Annotated in this window: 6 protein-coding genes; 2 read left to right on the forward strand and 4 right to left on the reverse strand. The window is 71.8% G+C overall.

Features of this window, described 5'->3' with window-relative positions; genetic code table 11:
- Window positions 1-1,167: TIM barrel protein (locus AB0C29_RS28545; protein ID WP_360826273.1), on the reverse strand; the 1,167-nt coding region annotated here is incomplete at its 3' end.
- A gap of 3 nt (window positions 1,168-1,170) precedes the next feature.
- Window positions 1,171-1,830: a TetR/AcrR family transcriptional regulator gene (locus AB0C29_RS28550; RefSeq protein WP_360826276.1), complete on the reverse strand. Its 660-nt coding sequence runs from the start codon at window positions 1,828-1,830 to the stop codon at window positions 1,171-1,173.
- A 126-nt stretch (window positions 1,831-1,956) separates the two neighbouring features.
- On the opposite strand from AB0C29_RS28550, the gene AB0C29_RS28555 reads away from it, so the two are divergent.
- Window positions 1,957-2,436 (forward strand): SRPBCC family protein, encoded by a 480-nt coding sequence (locus AB0C29_RS28555; RefSeq protein ID WP_360826279.1) that lies wholly within the window; start codon window positions 1,957-1,959, stop codon window positions 2,434-2,436.
- 11 nt (window positions 2,437-2,447) lie between these two features.
- Here AB0C29_RS28555 and AB0C29_RS28560 read toward each other — a convergent pair whose 3' ends face one another.
- Window positions 2,448-3,641, reverse strand: a complete 1,194-nt coding sequence (locus tag AB0C29_RS28560; protein ID WP_360826282.1) for an alpha/beta fold hydrolase — start codon at window positions 3,639-3,641, stop codon at window positions 2,448-2,450.
- 99 nt (window positions 3,642-3,740) lie between these two features.
- Window positions 3,741-5,270: a heme peroxidase family protein gene (locus AB0C29_RS28565; protein WP_360826284.1), complete on the reverse strand. Its 1,530-nt coding sequence runs from the start codon at window positions 5,268-5,270 to the stop codon at window positions 3,741-3,743.
- Between the two features lie 282 nt (window positions 5,271-5,552).
- Between AB0C29_RS28565 and AB0C29_RS28570 the strand changes: the two genes are divergently transcribed.
- Window positions 5,553-6,305: MEDS domain-containing protein (locus AB0C29_RS28570; RefSeq protein WP_360826287.1), on the forward strand; the 753-nt coding region annotated here is incomplete at its 3' end.

Here is a 6,305-nt window from a genome sequence, read left to right on the forward strand (position 1 = left end):
CTCCCGCACTCCCCGGGCCCGGGGCAGGGCCGGGGCGAGCAGTGCCTCGGCCCGGGCCCGGGACCGTTGCGGGTCGGCGCTGGTGAGCGCGAAGGCGCTGAGGGCGGCGGTGCCCGGGCTCTGCGGGCGGGTGACCGCGCTGTTGAGGATGACGCGGCACGCTCCCTGCTCCCACAGCTCGACCGGCTTGGAGCGGTGCTGGCCGGTGTGGGCGAAGCCGAGCCCCCGCAACGCCTCCTGCAGCACCGGCCCGGAACGGCCGTCCACCGTGAACTCGCTGAACGCGTGCACCGACAGCGCCGGCGCGGCCGGCAACCGGCGTACCTCGATCGCCGGGGGCTGCGCCGGGAGGCTGTCCTCCAGGCTGATCAGCGAGCGCATCGCGTCGATGGCCGTACGCCGGGGGTCGGCCTGCCGGAAGACGTCGTTGAACACCTCCAGCGACAGCGGCCCGGTGTAGCCGGCGGCGAGCACCCGCTGGACGAAGCCGGTGAGGTCGAACGTGCCCTGGCCGGGGAACAGGCGGTGGTGCCGGCTCCACTGCAGGACGTCCATGCGCAGGTGCGGGGCGTCGGCCAGCTGGAGGAAGAAGATCTTGCCCGGTGTGATCCGCGCGATGTCGTCGGTGCCGGCCTCACGCGACAGCACGTGGAAGGAATCCAGGCACAGGCCGAGCGCGGGGTGATCGGCGTCCCGCACGATCCGCCACGAGTGGTCCCAGGTGGACACGTGGCGGCCCCAGGCCAGCGCCTCGTAGGCGATGCGCATCCCCCGGGCCTGGGCCCGGTCGGCCAGCAGAGCCAGCTGCTCGGCGGCGAGAGCGTCGTCGTCGATCGCGGCCGGGGAGACCGACGAGCAGACCAGGACGGTGTCGGCGCCCAGCTCGGCCATGACGTCGAACTTGTGCTCGGCGCGGGCCAGGTTGGCCGCCAGCAGCGGCGCGGGGACCGCCTCGAAGTCACGCAACGGCTGGTACAGCTCGATGCCCAGCCCGAGGTCGGCGCACCGGGCCCGTACCTCGGCCGGCGACCATGGGGCCACCACCAGGTCGTTCTCGAACAGCTCGATGCCGTCGAAGCCGGCCGCGGCGGCTGCGGCGATCTTGTCGTCCAGCGTCCCGGAGACACACACCGTCGCGATCGACCGGCGCAGACGGCTCGCGGTCATCGCTCAGCCCCCGGACCGGCCGAGGTAGCCCACGACCATGTCGGCCAGCATGGTCCGGTAACGGTCGCGGGCGGACGGGTCGAGCAGGTCGCGGCCGAACAGGGCGCCGAAGGTGTGCCGGTTGGCCACCCGGAAGAAGCAGAACGCGCTGATCATCATGTGCACGTCCAGCGCGTCCACGTCCGCGCGGAACGTGCCGTCGCGCTGGCCCCGGGAGAGCGCGTCCTGCAGGACGCCGATCGCCGAGCTGTTGAGGTCGACCAGCCGCGCGACCTTGGACATGTTCTTCGCCTGCTGGGAGTTCTCCACCCCGACCAGCTTGATGAACGTGGGGTGCGCCTCGTGGTGGTCGAAGGTGACCTCGGCGATGCGGCGGATCGCGGCCACCGGCGTCAGGTGCTCGACGTCGACGGTGCGTTCGGCTGCCCGGATCTCCGCGTACGCTCGCTCCAGCACCGCCAGGTAGAGCTGCTCCTTGCCGCCGAAGTAGTAGTAGATCATCCGTTTGGTGGTGCGCGTCCGCGCCGCGATCTCGTCCACCCGGGCACCGCTGTAGCCCTGGTCGGCGAACTCCCGGGTGGCGACGTCGAGAATGTCCGTACGGGTCCGTCCGGCGTCGCGCCGGCGGTCGACCTCGGGTTCTGGTGCCGCTCCCGGGCTCATCACGCTCCTTGTATACGAACTAGTCCGTACATCATGCCTCATGAATCCGTCAGGCGTGATCGTCGCCCGGCGTACCGTGGAAGAGCGTGCGACGGCCCGGCCGGCGACGCAGAGAGGTCTCCCCTGATGGCCCGCTTCGACGTGTCCCTCGACGTGCGCGCTCCGGCTTCCCGCGTGTGGGCGGAGCTGGTCGACTGGCGCAAGCACGCCGACTGGGCGCCGCTGACGAGCGTCCGCATCACCAGTGCCCGTCCCGACGGGGTGGGCGCCGTCTTCGTCGCCCGCACGGGGATCGGCCCGCTCGGCTTCGACGATCCGATGACGGTGGTGCGCTGGGAGCCGCCCGCCGGTGACGCCCCAGACGACGCGCCCGGCCGTTGTGACGTGGAGAAGCACGGCCGGGTCGTGCACGGCCGGGCCTGGTTCGTGGTCACCCCGCTGCCGGGCAGCCGCAGCCGGGTCGTGTGGAGCGAGGACATCACGGTCAGCCCGCACCGGCTCACCCGGCTGACCGCTCCCCTGCTGTCGGTGGTCGGCAAGGTGGGCTTCGCCCGGGTGCTGCGCGCGATGGCCCGCGAGGCCGAACGCCCCCTCGGCCGGGCCTGACGCCCGCGGCGTCAGCCGCGCTTGAGCCAGTGGTCCAGCCAGGCGAAGGCCTCGTCCTGCATCTCGCGGACGAAGACATGGCCGAGACCCGGCCACACCTTGGTGCTCAGGCGGTGCCGGGCCCGCTGGGAGGCCCACACCGCCCGCATTTTCGCGTACGCGACCTCGACGCCGGCCGCGGTGAACAGCGGATCGGTCTCCCCGTCGAGCAGCATCATCGGCCGGGGCGCGGCGATGCTGGCCACGTCCGGGATGTCGAGGTAACGGGGCAGGCCGGGGTGCAGCATGAAGAACGCCGACTGCCCGCGCAGCGTGTTGTTGCCCGGGACCATCATCTCCTTGAGCCCGGTCATCCAGCAGGCCGAGACGGTGGCCGCGATGTGGTCCGACAGGGCCGCGACCTGCCACGCCCGGTAGCCGCCGAGGGAGAAGCCCACCGCGGCGATCCGGCGGCGGTCGATCTCGGGCAGCGTGGCCAGCATGGCGGCGGCGCGGACGTCCTCCCGGGCCATCAGCCCGGACGGCGACGACCCCAGGTTGAAGAGGTTGCTGGCCAGGGCCTGCTGCCCCTCGTAGGTCAGGCCGCCGCGGTCGCCCCAGCCGAGGGCGTCGACGGCCAGGACCGCGTACCCCCGGCGGGCCAGCTCGTCGCCGATGAACCGGCCCGAGAAGTACCGCTGTGCCCAGGCCTGCGCCGACGCCCGGCGGGTGTCGTCGTACCAGGGTTCGATCAGCTTCTCCTTGCCGATGTCGAACTTCGCGCCGTGGTCGTGCAGCAGCAGCGCCGCCGGGAACGGCCCCGGCCCGTCCGGGATCAGCATCGACGCCCGGACCCGGCTGTGCCGGGTGACGTCGAAGAGCACCAGGCGCCGCCGGTAGCCGTCGTGAGCCTGCTCGTCGACGATCTCGACGTCGAAGGGCGAGCTGTCCTCGGGCTGCCACAGCAGCTCCTCGACCTTGGCGCGGGCCCGCCGCTGCCAGGTCCGGAAGCCGAGCCGGCGGTTGCGGCTCCAGGCCAGCGGGAAGTCCAGCCCGGCCTTGAGCTGCTCGGCGAAGACGGGCAGGCCGCCGTCGACCACCGCCGGGCCCTCGAAGGCGGGGGCGGCGAACCCGGCCGGGCCGGGCGCTGCCGCGGAATCCGGGGCCGGCAACTGGCCTGAGGCCAGGGCCAGCGTCGGCAGAGTGACGAACGCGCGGCGCTTCATCCATTCTCCTTCGTCGATGGATATCGACCGTAGGAGCGGCGCCGCGCCGCTGTCAACGCTGCCCCGCGCCGGGTGCCGCGGCACCCGGCGGGGTGCAGGTCAGGCCGGGATGTTCGTCACCCCCAGGCCGTGCCCGGCGAAGGTGATCAGGTCGGGCATGGTGAAGTCGCCGGGGGTCGCCGACGGCAGGAACGGCTTCCAGTCGGGCTGGTTGCGCAGGTAGGAGGAGGCGTCCTTGGCCAGCAGCCCGAGGAACACCTCGGCGACGATGCGGCCGCCGACCTGCCCGAGGTGCCGGCCACCGGCCTGCACCTGGGCCTCGCGCAGGATGTAGTACCACAGCGGGGCCGGGCCGCCGCCGGGCAGACCGAGGTCGTCGTCGGACAGCACGTCGGCCGCCATGTGGTGGGCCACGTCCTGCCCGGACGGCAGCAGCAGGCGGGCGCCGCGGGTCAGGTTGCGGTCGATCAGCGACGGCCGGTTCGCGGCGATCTCCGGCGGGAGCGCGGCCAGCGGGTCGGCGAGCTTGGTGTCGATCAGCCGGGACTTCTGCAGCGCCTCCTGACCGGCCCCGTCGACCTCGAAGAAGCGCGCCCACTCGATGGTCCAGAACCGGGGCAGGATCCGGAAGCCACCGAAGTGCCCGAGCGGGTTCTCCTCGGAGATCGGCTTGGCGGTGAACGTCGGCAGCGGCCCGACCAGCGTGTTGAGCTTGTACCGGCCGCGGATCATGGAGTGCCCGAACCGGTACGCCGCCACGGAGAACTCGACGGGCATGTACGGGTCCTGCTGCCACAGGTAGAACTGCCGGTCGACCCGCGGATACCGGCCGCTCTCGTCCAGCACGCTGCCGAGCATGTCGGCACCGACCGAGCGCCGCAGGAAGTCGTGCACCACCATCCACTGGTAGTGCCACCGTACGATCCGCTGGGCCGCCTCGAACGCGGTCTCGCTGCCCCGCCGCAGCGTCGGGTCGTCGTGCACCCGGTCGACCACCGCGTTGTGGAACTTGAGCATGGTCAGCTGCAACTGGCTGACGAAGGTGTTCTCGTCGTTGCGGGGATCACCGAGCAGGGCGGTCTCCTGCGGGTTGCGCGGCAGGTCGTCCTCGTCGTCATGGTGACCGATCAGCAGCTTCTCGCCGCCGGAGTCCTTGTCGTAGAGGAACGGGTCGTCGACCGGCCCGCGCCCGTAGACGCAGTCGAGGTCGAAGCGGGGGCTGCGGAAGTTGGTCAGCGCGTCCGGGTCGTTCTGCCGGTCGAGGCTGGACACCGGGTCGAAGGTGAGGTCGTGGTCGATGAACTGGCCCAGGTAGGTGTAGCCGGCCGGGATGTCGGGGTTGTCGGACTCGGGGCTCGGCCCGGTCGCGTTCTCCTTCATCAGCTCGGCGATCTGGGCGATCCGCTCGTCGCTCGGCACGAACGGCGGCAACCGGAACATCCGCCCGAACCGGCCCTCGTGCAGCCGGGACACCGGGACGTAGGACAGGCCGCGTAACTCATAGCCGTGGCCGCGCGCGGAACGGCGTGCGTAGCCCAGACCCTGACCGGAGGTCGCCCCGGCGACGAGTTGCTCGGCGGTACGCGGAGCATGGACCTGCGGCGTGGATTTGTGGTTGTCGACAGACATGGATGTCCCCTCGGAAGGCAGCAGGCGTGGGATGACGTGGGCACTCACAGCGGGTGACCGAGCGGCGTCCAGCCCCGTCGGGCGACACCACGACCGTCCGGATTCCGGCCCGTGACCAGCCTGGACCCGGCACCGGCCGCGGGCAACGAAGTGTCGTTGATTACGCACCGCAGCACTCCCGGGCGAGGAGTTCGACCTCGGACGGGTGTACCCGCGGGTGTACCGTTGCCGGCTGGTAACACCCGCTGCTGACCGGCTCTCCTGATCATGGTGAAGTGACCGATGCCCCTCTCCGCCACGCTGACCCATGACGCCATGTTCTACGGCAGTGACGACGAGTTCGTATCGGCGCTCGTCCCGTTCGCCCGGGAAGGGCTGGAGCAGGACGAGGCGCTGGTCGCGGCCGTGACACCGGCCAACATCACCCTCCTGCGGGACGCGCTCGGCGCCGACGCCGCCGCGGTGACGTTGATCGATCGCAACGAGTGGTACAAGCGGCCCGCGACCACGGTGGCCGGCTGGCAGCGACTGCTCACCGACGCTCTCGCCCGTGGGCACAAGAGTGTGCGCCTGATCGGCGAGGTCGGCTTCGGCCCCCGCCGTGAGCACCCCACCTGGACGCGGTACGAGGCTGCCCTCAACGACGTGTTCGCGCAGGCGCCGGCGTGGATCGTGTGCCCGTACGACACCCGGGCGCTCCCGCCGTCGCTGCTCGACGACGCCCGCCGGACCCATCCGGCGACCTTTCACCCGCGGCGCTGCCCCAGCGAGCAATACGTGGAGCCCGAGCAGTTCCTGCACAGCGTCGCCGAGCCGATGCCGCCGATCACCGGACCGCCGGTGCTGAGCCTGGACGTGGCCGAAGGGGTCGCGGCTGCCCGTCACGCCGTGTCCGCCCTGCTCGCGGCGGCCGGCTGGGCGGGCCTCGATCGCGGCGACGATCTGATCCTGGTGATGTGCGAGATCGTCACCAACAGCATCCGCCACGGCCGCGGCCGGCGGGAGCTGCGGCTGTGGGCGCACGACGGGAGCGTC

The organism is Actinoplanes sp. NPDC048791 (genome assembly GCF_040650095.1).
Classification (GTDB): Bacteria; Actinomycetota; Actinomycetes; order Mycobacteriales; family Micromonosporaceae; genus Actinoplanes.

Excerpts from the sequence above, each read along its gene's own strand:
- AB0C29_RS28550 (WP_360826276.1), bottom strand. The coding sequence starts at position 1,830 with ATGAGCCCGGGAGCGGCACCAGAACCCGAGGTCGACCGCCGGCGCGAC.
- AB0C29_RS28555 (WP_360826279.1), top strand. The coding sequence starts at position 1,957 with ATGGCCCGCTTCGACGTGTCCCTCGACGTGCGCGCTCCGGCTTCCCGC.
- AB0C29_RS28560 (WP_360826282.1), bottom strand. The coding sequence starts at position 3,641 with ATGAAGCGCCGCGCGTTCGTCACTCTGCCGACGCTGGCCCTGGCCTCA.
- AB0C29_RS28565 (WP_360826284.1), bottom strand. The coding sequence starts at position 5,270 with ATGTCTGTCGACAACCACAAATCCACGCCGCAGGTCCATGCTCCGCGT.